General features: G+C 35.0%; 22 protein-coding genes and 1 pseudogene. 11 read left to right on the top strand and 12 right to left on the bottom strand.

The genetic code is table 11. From position 1 onward, the window contains the following. Positions 1-115 precede the first annotated feature (115 nt). From J3U14_RS09230 to J3U14_RS09220, 3 genes are all read right to left on the bottom strand, one after another. Positions 116-661 (bottom strand): hypothetical protein, encoded by a 546-nt coding sequence (locus J3U14_RS09230; protein WP_267351926.1) that lies wholly within the window; start codon positions 659-661, stop codon positions 116-118. Between the two features lie 365 nt (positions 662-1,026). Beyond that, entirely contained in the window at positions 1,027-2,097 is a 1,071-nt protein-coding gene (gene mltC / locus J3U14_RS09225) for a membrane-bound lytic murein transglycosylase MltC (RefSeq protein ID WP_267351928.1), read from the bottom strand. A gap of 8 nt (positions 2,098-2,105) precedes the next feature. After that, positions 2,106-2,375: an oxidative damage protection protein gene (locus J3U14_RS09220; protein WP_065559651.1), complete on the bottom strand. Its 270-nt coding sequence runs from the start codon at positions 2,373-2,375 to the stop codon at positions 2,106-2,108. 208 nt (positions 2,376-2,583) lie between these two features. Here J3U14_RS09220 and J3U14_RS09215 point away from each other — a divergent pair, with 208 nt between their 5' ends. The 3 genes from J3U14_RS09215 to J3U14_RS09205 all read left to right on the top strand — a co-directional run bounded on the left by J3U14_RS09215 (position 2,584) and on the right by J3U14_RS09205 (position 5,474). Continuing rightward, the gene (locus J3U14_RS09215) at positions 2,584-3,795 is read left to right on the top strand and encodes an aspartate aminotransferase family protein (RefSeq protein WP_267351931.1); all 1,212 of its coding nucleotides are present in this window, start codon (positions 2,584-2,586) and stop codon (positions 3,793-3,795) included. Positions 3,796-3,863: 68 nt separating this feature from the next. Further along, positions 3,864-4,475, top strand: coding sequence for a ribosome biogenesis GTP-binding protein YihA/YsxC (gene yihA, locus J3U14_RS09210; RefSeq protein WP_065559653.1), 612 nt, complete (start codon positions 3,864-3,866; stop codon positions 4,473-4,475). A 12-nt stretch (positions 4,476-4,487) separates the two neighbouring features. Next, on the top strand, positions 4,488-5,474 hold the full coding sequence (locus tag J3U14_RS09205) for a serine/threonine protein kinase (protein ID WP_267351933.1): 987 nt from the start codon (positions 4,488-4,490) through the stop codon (positions 5,472-5,474). A 24-nt stretch (positions 5,475-5,498) separates the two neighbouring features. Here the strand turns inward: J3U14_RS09205 and J3U14_RS09200 are convergent, their stop codons facing one another. Beyond that, entirely contained in the window at positions 5,499-5,798 is a 300-nt protein-coding gene (locus tag J3U14_RS09200; RefSeq protein ID WP_267351934.1) for a GIY-YIG nuclease family protein, read from the bottom strand. Positions 5,799-5,986: 188 nt separating this feature from the next. On the opposite strand from J3U14_RS09200, the gene J3U14_RS09195 reads away from it, so the two are divergent. The 7 genes from J3U14_RS09195 (at position 5,987) to rpmE (ending at position 12,083) form a co-directional block, all read left to right on the top strand. Continuing rightward, positions 5,987-6,691, top strand: a complete 705-nt coding sequence (locus J3U14_RS09195; RefSeq protein WP_267351935.1) for a lipopolysaccharide core heptose(II) kinase RfaY — start codon at positions 5,987-5,989, stop codon at positions 6,689-6,691. 182 nt (positions 6,692-6,873) lie between these two features. Beyond that, the gene (locus tag J3U14_RS09190; RefSeq protein WP_267351936.1) at positions 6,874-7,458 is read left to right on the top strand and encodes a hypothetical protein; all 585 of its coding nucleotides are present in this window, start codon (positions 6,874-6,876) and stop codon (positions 7,456-7,458) included. Positions 7,459-8,188: 730 nt separating this feature from the next. Beyond that, a complete protein-coding gene (locus J3U14_RS09185; protein WP_267351938.1) occupies positions 8,189-8,650 on the top strand; it encodes a DUF721 domain-containing protein in 462 nt (153 codons plus the stop codon). 61 nt (positions 8,651-8,711) lie between these two features. Next, positions 8,712-9,113: a ZapG family protein gene (locus J3U14_RS09180; protein ID WP_065559659.1), complete on the top strand. Its 402-nt coding sequence runs from the start codon at positions 8,712-8,714 to the stop codon at positions 9,111-9,113. Between the two features lie 72 nt (positions 9,114-9,185). Further along, the gene (locus J3U14_RS09175; protein WP_324101220.1) at positions 9,186-10,559 is read left to right on the top strand and encodes a Do family serine endopeptidase; all 1,374 of its coding nucleotides are present in this window, start codon (positions 9,186-9,188) and stop codon (positions 10,557-10,559) included. A 112-nt stretch (positions 10,560-10,671) separates the two neighbouring features. After that, the gene (degS, locus tag J3U14_RS09170; RefSeq protein WP_267351941.1) at positions 10,672-11,724 is read left to right on the top strand and encodes an outer membrane-stress sensor serine endopeptidase DegS; all 1,053 of its coding nucleotides are present in this window, start codon (positions 10,672-10,674) and stop codon (positions 11,722-11,724) included. Between the two features lie 143 nt (positions 11,725-11,867). Beyond that, a complete protein-coding gene (gene rpmE, locus J3U14_RS09165; protein WP_065559662.1) occupies positions 11,868-12,083 on the top strand; it encodes a 50S ribosomal protein L31 in 216 nt (71 codons plus the stop codon). 107 nt (positions 12,084-12,190) lie between these two features. On the opposite strand, the gene metJ is transcribed toward rpmE, so the two are convergent. Next, positions 12,191-12,508, bottom strand: a complete 318-nt coding sequence (metJ, locus tag J3U14_RS09160; RefSeq protein WP_065559663.1) for a met regulon transcriptional regulator MetJ — start codon at positions 12,506-12,508, stop codon at positions 12,191-12,193. Positions 12,509-12,682: 174 nt separating this feature from the next. Here metJ and metB point away from each other — a divergent pair, with 174 nt between their 5' ends. Next, positions 12,683-13,867, top strand: a complete 1,185-nt coding sequence (gene metB, locus J3U14_RS09155; RefSeq protein ID WP_267351943.1) for a cystathionine gamma-synthase — start codon at positions 12,683-12,685, stop codon at positions 13,865-13,867. Positions 13,868-13,974: 107 nt separating this feature from the next. Here metB and citX read toward each other — a convergent pair whose 3' ends face one another. The 7 genes and pseudogenes from citX to J3U14_RS09120 form a co-directional block, all read right to left on the bottom strand. Beyond that, positions 13,975-14,511, bottom strand: a complete 537-nt coding sequence (gene citX, locus J3U14_RS09150; RefSeq protein WP_267351944.1) for a citrate lyase holo-[acyl-carrier protein] synthase — start codon at positions 14,509-14,511, stop codon at positions 13,975-13,977. A gap of 70 nt (positions 14,512-14,581) precedes the next feature. Further along, complete coding sequence (citF, locus tag J3U14_RS09145; RefSeq protein ID WP_267351946.1) at positions 14,582-16,111, bottom strand: citrate lyase subunit alpha; 1,530 nt, start codon at positions 16,109-16,111, stop codon at positions 14,582-14,584. A gap of 12 nt (positions 16,112-16,123) precedes the next feature. Continuing rightward, a complete protein-coding gene (gene citE / locus J3U14_RS09140; protein WP_065559667.1) occupies positions 16,124-17,011 on the bottom strand; it encodes a citrate (pro-3S)-lyase subunit beta in 888 nt (295 codons plus the stop codon). After that, a complete protein-coding gene (gene citD, locus J3U14_RS09135) occupies positions 17,008-17,298 on the bottom strand; it encodes a citrate lyase acyl carrier protein (protein ID WP_065559668.1) in 291 nt (96 codons plus the stop codon). Before citD ends, citE begins: the two co-directional genes overlap by 4 nt. Beyond that, entirely contained in the window at positions 17,299-18,354 is a 1,056-nt protein-coding gene (gene citC / locus J3U14_RS09130; RefSeq protein WP_220215745.1) for a [citrate (pro-3S)-lyase] ligase, read from the bottom strand. A gap of 8 nt (positions 18,355-18,362) precedes the next feature. Continuing rightward, positions 18,363-19,205, bottom strand: coding sequence for a fumarylacetoacetate hydrolase family protein (locus J3U14_RS09125; RefSeq protein WP_267351949.1), 843 nt, complete (start codon positions 19,203-19,205; stop codon positions 18,363-18,365). Positions 19,206-19,299: 94 nt separating this feature from the next. Further along, positions 19,300-20,592 (bottom strand): annotated as a pseudogene (locus J3U14_RS09120) (2-hydroxycarboxylate transporter family protein); the annotation flags it as partial. Between the last annotated feature and the right edge of the window lie 3 nt (positions 20,593-20,595).

Raw genomic sequence — 20,595 nt, 5'->3', positions numbered from 1 at the left:
AATAACATTTTAGTTTGAGACTTTTTGAGCTGACATAACATATTGATCGAATAAAACGATCAATAAATAATAAATATTTGTCTTAAACTATCAAGATATCATCAAGTTAATATCTTTATGTGTATTTTTTATACGCTCTATCTTTTCGTTGAAATAAATTAGTTAGCAAATTGCTATCTTGCACAACACATTGACCTAAAATCTGAAAGGATGCCGCATTAACATTGTTTTTGAAAAGTCCGTATTGAGCAGCCGAGATTACACTGTATTTATTGTCTATTGATAATAGTTCTTTTATAACAGTAACAGTCTTTTCAAATAGCGCTGTAACAAAATGGCTATGACTGAAAAACAATGTTTCTAATTGACGGTGATTATCTAAATTAGGTTGCTGATATATCTCATTGTGAGATCCGACATTTTTAATCGGATAATTTGTATCTTTATAAAATCCCAAAGAAGCAAGAAATAACTTTTGTAAGGAGAGTCCAGAATGGTAGATGCCTGAGTTCAATTTTTCTGTTGTATTTAATTCATCATCAATAGATCTAAGCATGATTAAATTAGTCATTGTTTTAGCGAAAGCAAAAATTGATCCAAGCAAAATCAACAAACCTATTACCAGATCAGAAAAAATACGGAACCGTTTACATTTATTCATGAATTAGAATTTCCTTTCATTTTATTGCAACTCTGTTATTAAATTTAGGTTGATGACCTTAAACGATATAAAGAAAAGATAAAATTTACTAAAAATTTAATAGCTAAAACTTTACTATTATTTTCACTTATTCTAAGTTTAGGTTGAAACCGCATCAACTCCTTATTTGCTAAGAGTTGTAAGCGGTTAAACAGCAAATAAAACAGATTATTATCAATTTCAATTACCTTCACGGTAAGCTTTTTTTAAGAAGTGAAATTTAAAATTAACAAATCGGGATTAATTAAATAACTATTGTTTCTTTAACAAAGACCATCATAATATAAATAAATCAATATAATATGATGGCATGACTATTTTATATCCTACCTATTGTCTAATATACTACTGACTTTGATAAGATAGTTGCGAGACTCTTGTGAAACATGGGAAGTAACCAATTTTCGATATACTTGCTGTGGGGTCATAGAATTGATAATGTTAATCGCTTCGTTACGATCACTAGAGAAGGTACGAAGTACACTACCTGCACCACCATTATAAGATGTTATCATTGCGTATCTCAAAGAAATAGGATTATTAATCCCTGCTAGATATTTTGTTTTTAATAATGATAAATAAGCGGTACCCATATCAACATTATTTTTAGGATCGAGTAAAAATTGCCTGCTAGGTTCCCCTGATTTTCCCCTTAATGAAAAAATATCGCGTCCAGCAGTATGTTGTTGAACTTGCATTAATCCAAGTGCATCACTACGGCTCACAGCATAGGGGTTAAATGCCGATTCAACTTCCATAATCGCTAAAATTAATCGTTCATCTATAAGGTAACGATTTGATGCTTCAATCACTAACGGTAAAAATTTTCTGGCGCGCTGATTGATATGATTAGGAACAAGTTTAATTTCAACATAAGTAATTTGATGAGAACCCGATGTGCGAACTTGCATATTATGAGCAAGAACATAGTCAGCAAAGTTATTGGCTCTACCACTCCAACGAATAGGTTGCATTTCTTGGTCAAGCACCTGATTATACAAAAAAGGCTCTTGTGACTGATCTTGCCCCATTTTACCATGACGAATAATATCATCTGGTTCTGGCATTAGTAGCGTTGAAACAATAGCATCTTTTAAACTGATTATGGGCATATCAGACAATGTTTCTATCGTAATCACCCCAGAAACAAAGTTAATATGAACTCGCGTTTCTAAATTATCCTCATATTGAACATAATCTTTAGGTCCCGCAATAAGCACCTCTTTGGGCCCCCATATTTGTTCAATATTATTAGCATATTGGCTGATTAAAATATTAAATGCATTGGTATCTTTAACATAATAATCTTCATTATCGAAATTTGCATTTTTACTAGGACAACCCGCTAAAAAACTTGCAGTAACAAATAATGTAATAATTTTTATGTTATTTTTCATGTGATTTCTCAATTTTGTGGTTTATAGCCATCAATAATGATATCTTCACCATCAAATAAAAATTTAACCATTTCATCTTCAATTTTTTTTCGATGTTCAGGATTCATCATATTGAGTTTATTTTCGTTGATTAACATGGTTTGTTTTTTAAGCCATTCTTGCCAAGCTAGTTTTGAAATTTCGTTATATATACGCTTGCCAAGCTCTCCCGGATATAGCTGAAAATCCAAACCTTCCGATTCTTCTTGTAAATAATGGCAAAATATAATGCGGCTCATATTAATCTTTTTCCAAATACAATTAAAAATAGTGTCCAATTATAACTGAAAACAATTATGTAAAAGAAGAAAATTATTCGGTCGCTATCCTGCGCAAAACTTTCAAACTGAATTTTAATTCAAATTAAATGAATAATTATTTACTTTACTAAACCTCTATTTGGCATAAAATAGATTACAACATGTCAATATAGGTAAGGATGTAACAATGCAACATAACGTTTCTCGAGAACTGTTTGATAAAGTCATTTTACCCGTTTATTCACCCGCACAATTTATCCCCGTTAAAGGTGAAGGTAGCCGGATTTGGGATCAAAATGGCGTAGAGTACATCGATTTTGCTGGTGGCATTGCAGTCAACGCTTTAGGGCATTGCCACCCAAGATTAATCAAAGCATTACAAGAACAAAGTCAAAAATTGTGGCATGTCAGCAATGTGTTTACTAATGAACCGGCATTAATGCTTGCTCAAAAACTGATTGACCATACTTTTGCTGATCGCGTATTTTTTGCCAATTCAGGGGCGGAAGCCAATGAAGCAGCGTTCAAACTTGCTCGCTATTATGCCACAAAAAAGTTTCATCCTTATAAAACTAAAATTATTTCTTTTTACCAATCTTTTCATGGACGCACTTTTTTCACGGTTTCTGTTGGAGGTCAAGCAAAATATTCCGATGGATTTGGCCCTAAGCCAGCTGATATCGTTCATGTTCCGTTTAATGATCTTAATACTGTTAAAGCGGTCATGGATGATCATACTTGTGCGGTCGTCCTTGAACCGGTACAAGGGGAAGGCGGCTTGGCATCGGCTACACCTGAATTTTTGAATGGTGTTAGGTTGCTTTGTGATGAATATAATGCCTTGCTAATATTTGATGAAGTTCAATGTGGCATGGGACGAACAGGCAGTTTATACACCTATCAACAATACAATGTGATACCGGATATTTTAACCTCCGCTAAAGCATTGGGTGGCGGATTCCCGATTAGTGCAATGTTAACCACCGATCAAGTATCCTCTGTGATGCATGTTGGTGTACATGGTACCACTTATGGTGGTAATCCTCTTGCTTGTGCAGTAGGCTGTGAAGCGTTTGATATTATCAATTCACCAGACGTGCTTTCAGGGACCGAAAAGCGTCGAGCAATATTTATTGCTAAACTGGAAGAAATTAATGACAAATTCAATGTGTTTAGAGAATATCGAGGAAAAGGGTTACTTATTGGCGCTGAATTACAACCTGAGTTTCATGACAAAGCTCGCGATTTTTTGAACGTCGCAACAGAATATAAAGTAATGATTTTAAATGCCGGTTCAAATGTATTACGTTTTACACCTTCACTGATTATATCAGAAGATGAAATCCAAGAAGGGATGAACCGATTTGCAAAAGCCGTTGAAAAAGTTGTCAATGCTTAAGTTTTTCTATACAGTAACAGCATTTTAATCGATTAAATGCTGTCTACGCATTTATAGGATACTTATTTATGTACGATATTCGACCATTAAATTATGCAAAAACTAAATTTATATTAAGTGCACCAGATATTTCACATTTGCCCTTTGACGGTGGTGTAGAAGTCGCATTTGCCGGTCGCTCAAATGCAGGAAAATCGAGTGCGCTTAATACGCTGACTAACCAAAAAGGGTTGGCCAGAACCAGTAAAACACCGGGGCGGACTCAGCTTATTAATCTTTTTGAAGTCGAGCCTAATTGTCGGTTGGTTGACTTGCCAGGATATGGTTATGCGCAAGTGCCAGAAACAATCAAGCGAAAATGGCAGAAGTCATTAGGGGAATACCTACAAAAACGTGAAAGCCTTAAAGGTTTAGTGATATTAATGGATATAAGACATCCTTTAAAAGATTTAGATCAACAGATGATTGAATGGGCGGTATCGGTGAACATTCCCGTCATGTTGTTATTGACCAAAGCAGATAAGCTGGCGTCTGGAGCGCTCAAAAAACAAGTAAATATGGTCAAAGAAGCCATCTTACCTTTTCAAGGTGATATTACAGTATCCCCTTTCTCATCACCAAAACGTATTGGTCTTGAACCATTAAAATGGCAATTAAACGAATGGTTTAACCAACAATAAAAGAGAAAATTAATGCATCATCCTGCTTTTTCATTCCAAGCGCTATCCCCTGAATTTATTCTTGATTGTTTATTGTCTATCGGGATACGTGTTGATTCGGGTTTAATAGCATTAAATAGCTATGAAAATCGTGTCTACCAATTTATGGATGAAGAGCGAATACGTTATGTTGCTAAGTTTTACCGTCCACATCGCTGGAATCGAGAGCAAATTCTTGAGGAGCATCAATTTACCCAAGCATTATTTGATGCTGAAATCCCTGTTGTTACGCCTATAATAGTCAATAACAACACTCTGCATGAATATCAAGGTTATTTGTTCTCGCTTTTTCCAAGTATAGGCGGCAGACAATATGAATCTGATAACATTGAACAAATGGAGTCAGTCTCACTGTTATTAGGACGAATGCATCAAATTGGCGCTCAAAAAAACTTTATACACCGACCGACAATCGGTCTTGAAGAGTACCTTTATCAGCCTCAAGAGGTACTTTTATCTTGTCAGTTTATTCCTAAAAATATTCATTCAGCGCTTAGAACAAACCTGACACACCTAATTAAAGCCGTTGAACAACATTGGCATAATGATTGGCAATGCATCCGTTTACATGGTGATTGTCATATTGGTAATATATTATGGCGAGACCAAGCCATACTTGTCGATTTTGATGATGCACGTAATGGCCCTGCAATTCAAGATTTATGGATGTTACTGAATGGTAATCGGCAAGAACAACGTCTACAACTTAATGCGTTAATAGAAATGTATCAAGAGTTTAACGATTTTGATAGTCAACAAATTAAATTAATTGAGCCATTAAGAGCAATGAGAATGGTTCATTATCTGGCTTGGATTATTACACGTTGGCAAGACCCAGCTTTTACTGCTGCTTTTCCTTGGATCACAGATGTTGATTTTTGGTATCAACAACTCAAGGAATTTGAACAGCAAACTAAAGCAATTTACTCACCACCTTTAGCATTGATGTCGGCATTTTGAATTATAAACTCATCTAAAAATAAATTAGTTAGCAATGAATCTTGCCAATAATTCTGTTAAGTTAGGAGATTGTGCAATAAGTTTTTCTTTATGAGTCTTAGAAAGTTGTTTGATACGATACTCAAGCTTTAAAGCTGTGGATTTATCCCCAACATAAACTTGATAGACAAGCGTAAGATCTTGATGACCTTTCAAATATTTAGCTCCTTGACCAGTTTGATGTTGATGTAAACGTCGACTTATATCTGTAGTAATACCGGTATAGAATGTTTGATTAGCCGTTTTAATAATATAGAGAAACCAAACTGATGACTTATTTAGCATAGTAAACAATAGCAGTTAACGTATTTATCAATAATTTTCAATTATAAGAAAACATTTTAATCAGCGCAAAATTTTGATGATTATAATTAGGTTATGTAAACGTTATAATTATCATCGTTTCATTTACTTTAAGATAGATAGTGTTTAAGATAAACCAATTGTGTTGTTGTATGTTGGAGCCAAGTAATTTGAATAACTTTGCAAATATAATTGAAACTGAACGTGGTGATATGAAGTTCGCTTACGTCCAAAATGATGAAATTGACTATCTTGAACTGTTTGATCACTTTCTGGCAGAGGAAGGTCACCATGAATTACTGGATCCTAGTGATCGTATTGAAAGATATACTTATTTAATTAATCATAATCAAAGCAAATTTATTTTTAAAATTGATGGTGGCGTTGAAAATCGTTTGGAACGTCGACTGATTGCCAAAATAACCGGTGATTTTTATTTCAATTTAATCCACAAATTAGCTAAAATTTCGCAGGATAAATGCGACATAGCTTATGAGCTTTATTTAGTCGCATTCGATAAAAAAACTAAACGCCACTATATGATTTTTAATTTTATCGAAGGTCGTTCATTAACAAGGGACGAAATGAAATTACATGGCGAACAAGTCAAAAATTGTATCGAAAAACTTCATCATTATAATTTAGTCTCTAACGATGTGCATGGCGGTAATTTTATTTTAACGCCAGATGGTAAAATTAAAGCTATCGATTTAACAAATTCAGGGTTTATTTGGCTAACCAAAGCTAACGATGCCATAGAACTGCAAGAACGATTTAATATTAAGATTAAAGTTCCGGCTATGGCAATGGCAATTAAAAAATTTACCCATGGATTTAAACGATTATCACGAAAAATTCGTGGTAAAAAGGTTTAATATTATCTTAATGATGTGAGGTAATTATTTACCTCACTCGCATAACGTCTAAAATTGTTATTGATTTCCACATTTTTAACATTGGTTCTTTTCATTCAATTTTAAATATCAATTTATGGTTAATGTTTATCGATATGAGTAAACTAATCAATAAACCATTTAACACCTATGAGGAGCTAGCCATGAAAGCGTTTATAATTTTATTCACTCTTGTTGCTGTGCTAACGGGCTGTACATCGCCCAAAATGGCGTCGATTTATCAAACCCAAGGCGTCGAAATATCACAAAACGCATCGGGCGATGATATTCTCAATAAATATAGCAAAACAATACCAACCCAAAATCTTCATTCTTCCTTGTCGCTGTGTATTGCACAAGAACTCAATAATGGACCAGTTGTGCTAACAAATGAAAGTTATTTTGGATCACCTTGGTGGTATTCATACAACATCCCTAATCAACAATCGATCACAATAAATGGGGGGCAAACGATTAAGCTAGTTGAAGGAAATCATGTTGTTGCCAATGCCATAACCGACTATCATTATAACGCTAAATATTTTGTCAGTTATACTTTAACGGCTACTCACCATCAAAACAATATTCATTATCTATTTAGCAACATTAAACAGGCTCAACAATATACGGGTTCGACAGTAAATGATGGTTTTGAAAACGTTAAAACTTTACAACGATCACATCCTGACTTAGTTATCGATGCACTAAATAAAGAAATCAATAAAATTCAATCATGTTTATTAAAATAATAACACGTTTTATTTGAATTAAATTTTTCTAAACTTATTAAGTATTAAACCAAAATCACCGTATTTAATATTTTAGTGTCATTGAACAGAAATCATTAATATACGGTTTGAAATACAGGTTTTAGATCAGGACATAATTTAAAGCGAATATTTTAACAAACACAATTAAGATGCAAAAAACCAAAACAGTGACATAATACGATAACCCAATCGCTTCATACTATTTATACTTTTTCTGTTTAATTAAATTTTTTTTAAGTTTTGTTATTAATTTTTATAATCGGCAATGATAATCTTATTTAAATTACAATCCACGTCATTTATTTACAATTTTCAACAATTTTTTATGTTTTAATTTGAAATATATCAAATTAAATTAGCGACATAAGTAATCTGTATCAATTATTTCTTTTAGTCATTTACTGCTTGGATATCTTTGTTAAAATAATAGTTATAAATGATGATTTCCTTTTTTATAAAACGATAATTATGCTATTACTTGAAATAAACGTTTTTAAACGGTGCTATTCCTTTAAAGTATCGACTTCAAAAACAAATTGTTTATTTTCAGTATGCTAGATTAACAATTTGAAAAAGATTTTTTAACTATCTGTAAATGTTTTTTTTTAGTAAGATATTTTTTATTAGATGCGCTAAATTATTTTAGTCATATATTGCGTATGTTTTTAAACAGAGCAAAAGATCATAATGGAGAGCATGAGGTTAGCCTATGCGTGATAATGAACCACAAATACTTTCGTCAATTTTGACGCAAGATTCTTCTTTATTGCATATTCAAGAAAGAATATATGCGTTAAAGAAATTAGCTAATGTTGTATTTGATCTATTGCCTCCTCCGTTAAATGTTCAATGTCGGGTATCTAATTTTAGGCAAGGTATTCTCATTCTTGAAGTCAGTTCAGCGAGTTGGCTTACTCGGCTAAAATATGAACAAAGCAATTTATTAACCGGTATTCGCAAAAACCTATTGCCATCTTTAGCATCAATTCAATATCGTATTAATCCTGATATTGCTGCACCTTCATCCCAAAGGGTTAATCATTCGTCAAATGATGCTACAATGAACAGTACCATGACACAAATTAGTGCAACTTATTTATATGCATTAGCAGAAAATGCACCAAATAAACTAAAAAAACAATTGATTAAACTTGCTAACCATGCAAAATGATAACGAGCAAGTTTATATTAATTTTATATAATCAGACTATATAAAGTACAAGGAGTAATTTATGGAAAAAGACATCATCATTTATATTTTAATTGGATTAGTGATAGGCTTGATTGTTGGCGCTATTTTAATGAATGTGGTTAGTCCTAAAGCTCGTCAATATGCAAATACCAAACGAGAGCTTGATAAAGCACAAGAAGAGTTGAAAACTCAAAAACAAATGATTGCTCAACATTTTTCCCACAGTGCTGAAATCTTAGATAATATGGCTAAAGAGTTTAGACGTCTTTATCAACATATGGCAGAAAATTCGCAACAGATTATTGGTAGCGAAAATATGCCTAATCTTAGTCTTGATGAAAATAATTCTGACAGTAGCCCAAAATTAGTTTTAGAAAAGCAACCTAAAGATTATTCTGATAATCCTTCAAATTTATTTAAAACGGATGATCAACGGTCTTAATACGAATTCACTAGTAAACGCTAGTATAAGTTTCTATTATTTTTAAATTATTCGAAAAGCGAGAGTTGTAAAATGAACAATTCAGTAAAAAAACAAAAAAAACTATTAAGTGTTATTGCTTTAAGTATAAGTATAAGTTTATCGATGTTTTCAAATGCTTATGCTGCTTTTCCATCGATACCTACCGATAATAATACTGAAAAACCGAGTTTGGCTCCAATGCTAGAAACAGTATTACCGTCTGTTGTTAGCATTAAAGTTGAAGGTGTTGCTCAGATGCAAAATAACATGCCAGAAGAATTTAGACGTTTCTTTGGTTATCCTGACAGTCAATCGAGAGCGTTTACTGGTCAAGGTTCTGGTGTCATTATTGATGCTGAAAAAGGCTACGTAGTAACCAATAATCATGTTATTGAAAATGCAGATAAAATCATTATTTCTTTAAATGATGGTCATGAGTATCAAGCCAAATTAATTGGTAAAGATCAACAAAGTGATATTGCATTACTGCAAATTCAAGATGGTAAAAAATTAACCGCACTGAAACTCGCTGATTCAGATAAATTACGTGTTGGTGATTATGTTGTGGCAATTGGTAATCCTTTTGGAATTGGTCAAACGGTTACTTCGGGTATTATTTCCGCGCTTGCTCGTAGTGGACTTAGTATGAATGGTTTTGAGAATTTTATTCAAACAGATGCGTCAATTAATCGAGGCAATTCAGGTGGAGCCTTGGTCAATTTAAATGGTGAATTAGTTGGAATTAATACCGCCATTATTGCACCTAGTGGTGGAAATGTAGGTATCGGTTTTGCGATTCCAAGTAATATGGTGAAAAATTTAACTTCGCAATTAATTGAATTTGGCGAAGTCAAACGGGGTGTATTAGGTATAAAAGGGAATGAATTAACTTCTGATATTGCAAAGGCGTTTGATCTCGAAATTCAAAAAGGCGCATTTGTTAGTGAAGTTATCGATGACTCGGCCGCAAAGGAAGCCGGTATTAAATCTGGCGATGTGATTGTGTCAATGGATGGAAAACCCGTTGATAGTTTTGCCGAATTACGAGCTAAAATTGCTACAGCTGGTGTTGGACGAACTGTTGAATTAGGTTTAATTCGTGACGGTAAAAATCTAACCGTTAGTGTAAAATTAAAAAATAGCGACGAATCGACGACCGAAGCAAAATCTTTACACGCTTCCCTTGACGGCGCTATATTAACTAATGGTGAAATTAAAGGACAAAAAGGTGTAATTATTGAAAGCATTGCTAAAAATTCACCTGCATCAAGTTTAAGCCTACAAGAAGGCGACCTTATCACGGGTGTAAATAAAACACGTGTCAACAATATTGCGGATCTTCGTAAAATTATTGACAGCAAACCATCTGCAATTGCGCTAAATATTGTTCGGGGTGATAGCCGTTTATATTTAATTTTACGCTAATTCCTGAATAAATTTTTTTTCGTCGATGCTTTTGTATCGACGAAAATCATTAATTTCAACATCTAGTCAGATGTGCTAAAATCTTCTTATCACCCTTTACAATCAAATCATTATGCTTAAGAAAATTTTATGGCCTATATTGATTGGTACTGTTTTAGCGATAGTGCTATTGATTATATTTCCGACCTTGCGCAATGGAACACAATCAAACTTTTCAAGATCAATCTTTGATAACGAACCCATAAGTTATTCTGATGCTGTCAAAATTGCTGCACCAGCGGTTGTGAATATCTACAGCCGTTCAGTGAATGCAATGTCTCAACAATCGACAGATAACCCAATTACACCACTAGGTTCTGGGGTAATTATGAGTAAGCAGGGTTACATTATTACTAATTATCATGTTGTTGATGGTGCAGAACAAATTATCGTTGCTTTACAAGACGGACGAATTTTTGAAGCGCTAACTGTTGGTTCTGATAAACTGGTTGATATTGCAGTTCTTAAAATTGAAGCTACCAATATACCAACAATTCACATCAATCCTAACCGAGAACCAAAGATTGGAGACGTTGTTTTAGCTATTGGTAATCCATATAATATTGGGCAAACCATTACGCAAGGTATTATCAGTGCAACAGGACGTGATGGTTTAAGTCCTTATCGTCGACAAAACTTTATTCAAACTGATGCATCAATTAATCATGGTAATTCTGGAGGGGCACTAGTCAATACTAAAGGTGAATTAGTTGGAATTAACACCCTAACCTTTGCTAAAAATTTAGGAAATGAAGTACCCGAAGGTATCGGTTTTGCCATTCCAACGGCCTTAGCGGTAAAGATAATGAATAAACTGATTCAAGACGGCAAAATAATTCGCGGTTATATTGGTATTGATGGATTAGAATTTACGCCTACTCGAAATCCAAGCGATATGCCGGTTGTTTTAGGTATTTTGGTTACTAATGCCGAAGGCCCCTCTTTACAAGCCGGAGTACAAACAGATGATATTTTAATTATGGTTGATAACAAGCCTGTAAAATCCATTATTCAAACAATGGATCAAATAGCCGAGTTGAAACCAGGCACAACCGTCCCCATAGTAGTATTGCGAAACGGTGAAAAGGTTGAGTTACAAGTAACTATTGGTCAGTTACCTGTTTAAACAAGGCTTTTATTGCTTGATTACCAGCAGTTTAAAGCGTATAATTCGCAACCTTAATCATGTTTTTTAACACTCGTATGGTGTATAGACTTTGCTTTCACAGCCGTTTATATAGCGATACGAACCAACTCTAGAGGCTTATTATGAAAGAAGGTATTCATCCAGAATATAAAGCAATTACAGCAACGTGTTCTTGCGGTAATGTTATCAAAACTCATTCAACTATTGGTCATGATATTCATCTTGACGTATGTGGTGAGTGTCACCCATTCTATACTGGTAAACAACGTGATGTTGCAACTGGTGGACGTGTAGATAAATTCAAACAACGTTTTTCAATGGTTGGCGGTAAAAAATAGTTTTTGTTGTAACGATTTTTTCGTTATTATCATATAAAAAAGGCGCTTTATGCGCCTTTTTTATATCCCTTCTCTAATGATACTGAACGATGATAACCATTTAATTTTTATTCATCAATCAGATCAGGATCAATACCTAAATCCCTCATCATTTTTTGAGCTTGCTGTGGAATACCATCTTCTCGATCCTTTTGTAAGTCTTCATCACATGGTAAAGGCTGCCCTGTATAAGCATGCAAAAAAGCTTCACAAAGAAGTTCACTATTGGTTGCATGACGCAAATTATTCACTTGTCGACGAGTACGTTCATCAGTCAATATCTTTAAGACTTTTAACGGAATTGAAACAGTAATTTTTTTTACTTGCTCACTTTTTTTACCGTGCTCTGCATAAGGGCTGATATAGTCGCCATTCCATTTCATCATTTTTCCACCAAATTACATCACAAATAATGTGGATAATTTTAACGTTTTTTTTGTTTTACTGCAATCTACACACCAAGATACTTAGACGTCTAGACATGTTGACGTCTTTATTAATTGTGTTATTCTTATACAACTGATATCTAAGAATAAATCAAGAGGTCTAGGAAGGTTATTATGGCTAATCAATCTAACAATCAAAGCCAATGTGCTAATTTAAATCAAGGGACGATTGCTGTCCGGGGTGGTCTAAATACCGATGATCAATACGGTAGTGTCGTTCCAGTGATTACACCTTCAACATGTTACCGCTATGAAGAGTTTGCAAAACCCAGAGAATTTGATTATGGTCGAAAATCAAATCCTAGCCGACGATTAGTTGAACAAACCGTCTCAAAATTGGAAGGTGGAGCGGATGCTATATTAACGAATTGTGGAATGTCAGCCATTCATTTAGTTAGCGTTGCATTATTATCCCCTAATGATTTAGTGGTTGCGCCTCATGATTGCTATGGTGGCAGTTATCGGTTATTTAACAGCTTAAGTGAACGAGGTCATTTTAAAGCAAAATTTGTTGATCAGTCCGATCCTGTTGCATTGAAAGAAGCGTTAAATCTAGGTCCTAAATTAGTTTTGATTGAATCACCAAGTAATCCTCTTTTGCGTGTTGTCGATATTCAAGCGATCACTCAACAAGCGCATGAAGTGGGTGCAATTGTATTAGTGGATAATACTTTTATGACACCTATTCTACAAAAGCCATTAGAACTTGGAGCTGATATTGTCACCCATTCTTGTACCAAATTTTTAAATGGTCATTCCGATTTATTGGCTGGTATTCTGGTCTTCAAAGATCAAAAATTAGCAACAGATGTCTTATGGTGGGCAAACAACATTGGAACGTTAACATCATCGTTTGATAGCTACTTATTATTGCGTGGATTACGTACTTTAGCTGCTCGTGTCAAATTACAACAAGACAATGCTAAACAGGTAGTTGAGTTTTTAGTGAATCATCCTAAAATTGCTAAAGTTTTCCATCCATCTTTACCGTCTAATCTTGGTCACGATATTGCTAAAAAACAGCAAAAAGGATTTGGCTCTCTTTTAAGTTTTGAATTGGCCGGCAATGCTGATGTTATGCCTAAATTTTTAAAAGCGCTGAATATATTTACCTTGGCACAATCATTAGGTGGAGTTGAAAGCTTAGTCTGTCACCCTGCAACGATGACCCATTCAGGAATTAGTGCCGAAGCTCGTATGACGGCTGGCATTTCCGATCAACTATTACGCATTTCAGTTGGATTAGAAGATATTGATGATTTAATCGGTGATTTAAAACAAGCATTAGCGGCTATTTAGCTTTAATTATACAATTAAATTATGGGTTGATGATTTCCACTATTATAATCTTTTTCATCAATCCTTTTAAGATTTAATTAATTGATTTTAATAATGAGTTTCAAATGTTATTTACTGTAATGGATGATTTTATTTTGAATTGCGGTAAATATCTCATCAAGTGAGTGTCGTTTAGCTCGTCCACAAATTTTTGCTACTTCATCACACACTAGACATTGCCTTGGATGTTGTTCAAATTGAGCTCGAGAAAGGCTCTGTTGGGTAGTGGGATCAATGACATCAATATCCCATAATCGTCCTAAAGGATGATTATCTTCAATATCAATACAAAATTGTTTTAACTTTTCTGTTTGGCAAGCTACCGAAATAATCGCTTCAAACCCTGTGATTTGATAATAATGCTGTTCATTCACGATAGTAATATTGTTTGTACTCAAACAGTGATGTAATGCTTGGATCGCTTGATTAAATAGATAGTGTGCTCCACTACTATTTTTAATAGCCCCTGGAATAACCAAACAAAGTGAGATGATTGGTTGTTGATAGTGTGTGATTGCAAAAAGTTGATTGGCAACTCGTTTTTCTTTAGCAAGTAACATCTGTTCAAGCGTGATTGGTGTACCATCATCAAATTTTACTATCATTGTGATCTTGTCTGCTATTTAGATAAAAGAAGGCAATAGCATGTCATCATGTCATGCTATTGCAAGTTAGTTAGTCTTTAACTTCGCGTACGACATCAATCACCGAACCATCTCGGTAATGAACAATACCAACAATTTTATCCTTAAATTCAATTGGTTTTGGTTCACCAGTCAATGACACCGCACGTTGGTAAAGCTCTTCAATGCTCATTACCGGTAAGTTTGCTGCTTTTAAACGTTCAGCGATTTCTGGACGATTAGGGTTAACAGCAATACCATGATCAGTTACAAGCACATCAACGCTCTCACCTGGTGTTACAACGGTTGTCACTTTCTTAATCACAGTTGGAATACGGCTACGAATTAATGGCGCAACAATAATGGTTAAGTTTGCACCGGCCGCGGTATCACAGTGACCACCAGACGCACCCCGCATAACACCATCCGATCCTGTTAATACATTAACGTTATAATCAAGATCGATCTCTAATGCACTAAGGATAACAATATCTAACTCATCCACACTCGCCCCTTTCGATGCAGGGTTTGCATAGACATTGGTTGAAACTTCGATATGATCTCGGTTTTTACCTAAAGATTGTCCTGCGGTACCATCAAAACTTTGCGTATCAAGTAAACGTTTAACTAACCCTTTTTCATGTAAATCAACAATACTTGCTGTAATACCACCTAATGCAAATGAGGCAGTAATATTTTTAGCTCGCATACGATTTTCTAAGAATCGGGTGGCTGCCGTTGAAGACGCACCTGAACCGGTTTGAATTGAGAAGCCGTCTTTAAAATAGCCAGAGTACTCGATGACATCCGCAGCATAGCGAGCAATCATTAGCTCACGTGGATTGCTGGTAATTCGCGCTGCACCGACACTGATTTTAGTCGGGTCACCAACTTCATCGACTTTAACAATATAATCGACTTGATCCTGACGAATACTTGCCGGATGATTTGGATAACCAACGATATCTTCAGTCAACAAGACTACTTTTTTCGCAAATTGCGCATCAACCATCGCATAACCCAATGCACCACATTGAGATTTACCCGATACACCATTGGCATTACCTTGCTCATCCGCTGTTGAAACAGCTAAAAATGCGATATCAATGTTAATTTCACCACTTTGAATAAGTTTTACTCGTCCACCGTGAGAGTGAATATGAACAGGATTATCCATTAATCCATGTGAAATAGCATCAGCCAATTTACCTCGTAAACCAGAGGTATAAATTTTGGTAATCACACCTGCTTCAATATGTGGAATCAAAGCAGAGTTACAACTTAACAATGAGCTTGATGCTAACGTTAAGTTTTTAATACCAAGTTTGCTGATCGTTTCAACAACTTTGTTAATGACCTTATCACCTTCACGAAAAGCATGGTGGAAAGAGATCGTCATTCCATCACGTAATTCACATTTATGAATTGCTTGTTCGATAGAATCACATAATTTACGTGTGTATTTTGACTCATCTTTTAAATAAGGCGTTGTTGCATTAGCATCAACAAACGGTGCAATATTTTTTAGATCGGGATGCTGTTTTAGCAAATCATCAATTTTTTTGTCTATAGAAGTCGTCATTTTTTAATCCTATCAAATTTCTTTACGTACACCAGAATATTTGGCTAGCTCAATAATTTTTTGAGCACGTGCAATAATCGGTGCATCAATCATTTTGCCATTTAATGAAACCACACCAAGCCCTTTTCTTTCACCTTCTTCAGCAGCTTCAACCACTTTTTGTGCGTTTTCAACTTCTGCAGCTGTTGGCGCATAAGCATTATGTAGTAATTCAATTTGTCTTGGATTAATCAGTGATTTACCGTTATAACCTAATTTTTTGATTAAGCTAACTTCTTTCAAGAAGCCTTCATCATCATTAACGTTAGAATAAACCACGTCAAATGCATCAATACCCGCCACTCGCGCTGCATGTAAAACAGCACAACGTGCATAAAATAGTTCGGTACCGTCTCCACGCTCAGTTTGCATATCAACTAAATAATCGAACGCAGCTAACGCTATACCAATTAAACGTGGTGAAGATTTTGCGATTGAAACAGCATTTACTACACCTAACGCAGATTCAATAGCTGCCATTAATTTAGTACTACCAACCTCACGACCACACTCTTTTTCAATTCGTTCAACATGAGCTTCAAGTTCATGGATATCTTCAGCACTATTTGTCATCGGTAGACGTACAACGTCAACACCTGCTCTCACAACAGCTTCAAGATCTTTTAATCCAAATGGAGTATTGAGCGCATTGATTCGAACAACAGTTTCAATTCCATGTTCTTTATAAACCGGAAGACGTAATGTTTGTGCAACCAATAAACGAGCAGAATCTTTTTCTTTTAATGATACTGCATCTTCAAGATCGAACATGATTGAATCAGGCTTATAGACAAACGAAGTGGATAACATCGCTGCATTCGCACCCGGCAGAAATAACATACTTCGACGCAATTTTTTCATAGTAATTTACTCCAATCTAAGTTCTCTTCTTCTGCGCCACGCAATACTGCACATTGTACTCGAGCTTTAATCGCACAATCTAAAGCGCCTTTATCATCAATAATAATTAAACCGTCAGTCACATTAAGACTTGTTAAGGTTTGCTCAACAACGGCGCGTATTTGATCGCCAAATTGCTTATTAACATCACTATTAATAACAATTTCAATTCCTGTATTAGGAGTGACTTTCACTAACAAATCGCTTGATTCGAGAGTGCCAGCCATGGCTTCTTTCTTGATTTTCATTTAGTTACCTTTTGAACGAATTAAATTTTTGACTGAATCTAAATTAGCCTCTAGATAGTTCCATGTTGTTTCAGGAACTAATCGTTTTACCTCTTCATATTGCTCATCAGCCAGTAATTTTCTAACCAACGAAGCGGATATGATATCTTCCCCTTCAAGAATACGTTGAATTTCAACTAACGTCACAACCGGGAAAGGACTAACGTCTTTATCCTGTAACCAATAACGCATTGAAGTGTTATAAGCATTAGTTATTTGACTGTAGGGCTCGGTTCCAACAAAACGATAGGTAATATTCAGTGCTGGGGCAATATAATTACGGAAAATTAATAAATCGATCCCCATGTAAGCGTAATCAATTTTATCATTATCCTTTAAAAAATAAGTAGGAAATGTTGCTCTAGATATAATATAGGCGGAACTGGCATGTACCGTGACATTTTTTAAGTGTTTCGATCCCTCTTTCACCAGTTGTAAACGTACATCAAATGGGAATAGTGAAACATTTTCATTGACGACAAAAACATGAAGCCAATCACATTGACTGGCAGCATACTGTAAAAGATGTTGGTGACCTTTTGTAAATGGATTAGCATTCATCACTACACTGCCAATCTTGTTCCCTTCTTTACGGTGTTCACTTAAATATTTACAGTATTGCTTAATTCCAACGGGGGTATTTTCCATTAATACGACAAGATTATTTACCTCGACGATAGGATAAAATCCACACCCTTTGAAAAAGTCGATATTTTCAGGTTTAGTATATAAAAAGAGATGAAAATGCCCCTGCTCATTAGCATATTTGATAACATTATCCAACAAAGTCAAATTAAGCTGATTTCCACGATAATCCGGGTCAATCGCAACACATTTAATAATATTGTCATCAATGCCTGCACAAGCCACCATTTTACCGTCCATGTAAGCAACGATAAATATATGGACTTGAGGGTCTAAGTTTAGATCCGATAGCGTTAACAAACGAATAATTTGTTCTCGTTCAGTTAATGATTTTGAGATATCTACCACTGAAAAATCGACTAAACTATACATAATATCACCTATTTTTCTGCTACCACATAGTTCGTTAAACGACCAATTCCAGAGATTTCAACTTCAATTTTGTCACCATCTTTCATAAATACTGGAGGATTGCGTTTTTTACCTACACCACCCGGTGAACCAGTAAGAATAACATCGCCAGGAGATAAACGGGTAAAAGTACTGATATAAGAAATAAGTTCAGGCACAGTATGAACTAAGTTTTTGACATAATCGTGTTGCATTTCCTGACCGTTTAAATAGGTCGTTAAAGATAATACGGTAGGATCAGGAATCTCATCAGTCGTGGATAAACAAGGACCAAATGCACCTGTACTTGGCCAGTTTTTACCTGCCGTAAACCAAGTATATTGCCAATCGCGGATTGAACCATCCATATAACAGCTGTAACCTGCTACATGTGATAATGCATCTTCTTGCTTAATACGAAAACCACCTTTACCAATGATAATGGCAAGTTCACCTTCATAATCTAGTTCATTCGTAATAGCTGGTTTGAGAATATTTGTTTTATGCCCTGTTTGTGAATCAGGGAAACGAACAAATAATGTTGGTGCCGAACTGGTTTCATTAAATTCTGCTCTTTTTTCAGCATAATTCATGCCAACACATAAAATTTTATTTGGATTCGGTATAACCGGTAAATAAGTGATATCTTGCTCATTAATGTCACTTGGAGCATTAACATAGGTTTTCGCTAGCGACAAGCCTTCTTCATCAGCAAGTAATGATTTCAAATCAGCATATTTATCACCAAATTTTTGTTTTAAATCAACAATACCATGATTAGTGAGAAGACCAAAACTTGCTCTACCAGAGACAAGATAACTGACAAGCTTCATGAGTACTCCTTAAAAGCTGTTTGTATTAATTATTACTATAAAATAAAAACAAACAACCCTAGTCTAGGCTAAGGTTGTTGTTAAAAAAATTTAACTATACTAAGAAATTGCCGAGAATAAGTAACGATACCGATACATTAATCGCACCACCAATACGGGTTGCAATTTGTGCAAATGGCATTAACTCCATTCGTTCCGCTGCGGTTAATATTGCAACGTCACCTGTTCCGCCTTGACCACTTTGACAACATGAAATAACAGCCGCATCTACTGGATACATACCTAATTTTTTCGCTACAAAGAAGCCTGTTGTTACTAAGCTAACCACGGTACAAACAATAACTGCTAAGTTAGTTAACGTAAATGCAGAAACAATTTTATCCCATGGAGTGATTGCCACACCTACCGCAAATAAAATTGGATAAGTGACAGACGTTTGGAAGAATTTGTAAACGACTTGTGAACCACTCAATACTTTTGGTGAAACACCTGATATTAATTTAACAAATACAGCTGCAAATAACATTCCTACTGGCGCTGGAATACCTGTCACTTTATGACCAATCATACCAACCATATAAAGGATAGCGGCTAATAATACACCTGAAGCAAATGTTGTCACATCGATAACAGAATCTGCTTTAGCTGCTTTTTTATCTGTAATTTCGTCTTCTTCTGACGCTGGTAATAATCGTCCATTACCTGTTAAATGTGGATAAGCTTTACCAATACGGTTAAGGACACCACCACAAATAATACCCGTTAATCCACCTAACATAACGATCGGTAATACACGACCTAGGGCTTCACCTTGTTCCATACCTAAAATTGCAGCATAGCCAATTGAAAGTGGAATTGCACCTTCACCAACACCACCAGCCATGATAGGTAATACCAAGAAGAAGAATGTTTCAAACGGTGTTAAACCTAGTAGATAACCGACACCGACACCAACAAGCATCCCGACAATCTCACCACATACCATCGGTCCAAAGATTTTTAAGAAACCTTGAATAAGTGTTTTCTTATCCATGTTCATAATACTACCAACGATGATACAACAAATGTATAAATAAAGAATATGCGTATCTTTATAGAACTTAGTTGTTGCTTCAACAACTGGCGTAGGAAGAATTCCATAATAAACTAAAGCAGATGGAATGAAGGTTGCACAGATTGCTGCTGCACCCATTTTACCAACGATCGGTAAACGTTTACCAATTTCACCACACAAAAAGCCAAAAAATGCACAAGTGACAACCATAACAACGATTTCACTCGGTAACTTACCTGTTACTAACACTTCGGTGAAAATAAGAATACCAGCAATAATAAATAATGGAAGTGGAATTACACCAATTTTATAATTGTCCATGAGTCGCCACCAATT

This window comes from Gilliamella sp. B3801 (genome assembly GCF_026536645.1).
Taxonomy (GTDB): Bacteria; Pseudomonadota; Gammaproteobacteria; order Enterobacterales; family Orbaceae; genus Gilliamella; species Gilliamella apicola_I.
Note: the sequence above shows the minus strand (reverse complement) of the source record. Positions and strands in the feature narration are given on the sequence as shown.